Origin of the sequence: Pseudarthrobacter albicanus (assembly GCF_018224015.1) — a bacterium.
In the GTDB taxonomy this organism is placed as follows: Bacteria; Actinomycetota; Actinomycetes; order Actinomycetales; family Micrococcaceae; genus Arthrobacter; species Arthrobacter albicanus.
In genome coordinates, this window is sequence record NZ_JAGPOT010000169.1 from 1 (window position 1) to 2484 (window position 2484).

Below are 2484 nucleotides of genomic sequence, written 5' to 3' on the forward strand. Positions count from 1 at the left end.
ATGGAGCGGTACATCGAAAACTACAACAAGGACGCCAAACCGTTCACCTGGACCAAGTCCGCGGAGTATCTATTGGGCAAGATGAAACGCAAACAAACCATTAACACGGAACACTAGAAGGTCTCACTATGTATGACCAGTTGATGGTGGTCCATCCTTTATTGCCTGAAGATGGGCTTCGCCGGCGGAGCTTGCAGGAACAAGCCAGCTCGGCAAATGTAAAACCATGCCAGTGCGCGGGTCTTCGCCTGCACAGCCCGTTCATGTCACTCGACGCCCTCGGCGGCGAGCGTGAGTGAGCTCAAGCAGCGTCGGCCGTTCAACCCCGGGTTTCGGTCATCGGGTCAGTTCCGGCTCCCCACGCAAACGCAAGTTCCACCCAGGACCCAGCATTCGGTATGGGACGACGAATCCCAGACCCACATCGCCACTCCGCGGAACCCCGCGACGCGCCAGTGGAAGAACTTTATTAACTGCCTTCGAATCACCGACGCGGCAGCTATCGCCATATCCGTAGCCTCGGCTTACGTGGTTCGCTTCGGCGCAGAACCACCCGCTGCCACCTGGTGGGACTTTGAAGCGAGATATCTTGTGGTCTCGACACTGATATTTGCGTCTTGGATCGCCGTCTTGGAGATCTATCGAACCCGCGATAGCCGGACGTTTGGTGTCGGTGGTGCCGAATACAAGCGAGTGGTGGAAGCTACCCTCAAGCTATTCGGGGCATTGGCTATAGCAATGGTGTTTCTTCGGTTTGACGTGGCGCGTGGCTACTTCGCCGTGGCTCTGCCCTTGGGGCTATTGCTGCTCACTGGAAACCGCTGGTTTTGGCGTAAGTGGCTAAATCGACAGCGGAATCAGGGCAAGTACCTCTCCAAGGTTGTTGTCATCGGAGAGGCGGCTGACGTCGAATACGTGGTCAATCAAATCAGCGGGAATTCGGCGGCCGGATACCAGGTTTCCGGTGTTGCGTTGCCGCAGCTGGACAAGTCCATGGAACTGCGGCCCCCGTGGTACCGCGTCCCCGTGCTTGCCACCCTGGCCGAGGTTTCGCGGATGGTACAAGTGGCTACTGCTGATGCCGTCATCGTCGCAGGGCCTGTTCCGGGCGGCAGCAAGTACATCCGCGAACTGGGATGGAAGCTGGAGGCGACCGGAACAGAACTGATCCTGGCCTCTAGTCTCACAAACGTTGCCGGTCCGCGAATCCACTGGCGTCCGGTAGATGGCTTGCCGCTCGTTCACGTTGAGCTTCCGCAGTACGCAGGCGGTAAACATGTGCTGAAACGAGCCGTGGATATTGCGGTTGCCTTCTCCGCATTGCTGGTTTTATCCCCGCTCCTCTCGATTCTCGCCTTTGTCGTGAAGCGTGACAGCGAGGGTCCCGCCCTCTTCCGCCAGGTCCGGGCGGGCAGAAACGGCATTCCCTTCCATATGTTGAAGTTCCGTTCGATGGTCGGGACTGCTGAAACCGATCTGGACGCGCTGCGCGAGCTCAATGAAGGTGCCGGGCCACTGTTCAAGATCCGAAACGATCCACGGGTTACGAAGTGCGGGAGCTGGATGCGTAAGTACTCTCTCGACGAGCTTCCCCAGCTCTGGAATGTCCTGACCGGCGACATGAGTCTGGTCGGGCCCCGTCCACCGCTGCCCCTTGAAGTCGCAGCCTACGAGAAGTTCACCAACCGCCGGCTGCTGATCAAACCTGGAATAACCGGGCTGTGGCAGATCAACGGTCGTTCCACCCTCCCGTGGGACGAGAGCATCCGATTGGACCTCTACTACGTCGAGAACTGGTCACTGACCGGTGACCTGATCATCATGTGGAGAACCTTTAGAGCAATGCACAGCCCAGTCGGCGCGTACTGAAGGAGATGACATGACCGCTCGAATCGGCTACGCAGCAGGAGCCTTTGACCTATTTCACGTGGGCCATCTCAATTTGCTCCGCCATGCCAAGGCGCAATGCGACTACCTGATCGCCGGCGTCGTTGCAGATGAACTCCTGGTCGCAACGAAAGGCCGCTCGCCGGTAGTTCCATTGGCGGAACGTCTGGAAATTGTCAGGCATATTCGATGTGTCGACGAGGCAGTTGCAGAGACTCTTCCACGCAAGATCGACACCTGGCGTTCCGTTCACTTTGACATCTTCTTTAAGGGGGACGACTGGAGGGGCACACCCAAGGGCCTGGCCTTGGAACGGGAGTTTGCGGCTGTGGGGGTAGAGGTTGTTTATTTCCCCTACACGATGCACACCTCCAGCACCGCGCTCCGTCGGACCCTTGAACTCCTGAATTCCGGCGCTCAGGAGCGGGTAACCCTGAAGAGCCTGCCCTAAACAAACACTTCCGATCTCTACCGGTCCTAGCCTCGGGATTTCATCGGGGGTGTGACCGGAGCCCGTAATTAAAGCCTGAAAGGTGCCTCTGACGTGGGAAAATGTAGTTACCACACCGCATTTTCTACGCACATCAGGGAGCACCT

At 57.8% G+C, this 2484-nt stretch carries 2 protein-coding genes; both read left to right on the forward strand.

Translation table 11 applies throughout. The features are described from left to right. Positions 1-291 precede the first annotated feature (291 nt). The gene (locus J9611_RS21185; protein ID WP_307857177.1) at positions 292-1869 is read left to right on the forward strand and encodes a sugar transferase; all 1578 of its coding nucleotides are present in this window, start codon (positions 292-294) and stop codon (positions 1867-1869) included. A 10-nt stretch (positions 1870-1879) separates the two neighbouring features. Beyond that, on the forward strand, positions 1880-2338 hold the full coding sequence (locus J9611_RS21190) for an FAD synthase family protein (protein WP_211883184.1): 459 nt from the start codon (positions 1880-1882) through the stop codon (positions 2336-2338). Positions 2339-2484 lie beyond the last annotated feature (146 nt).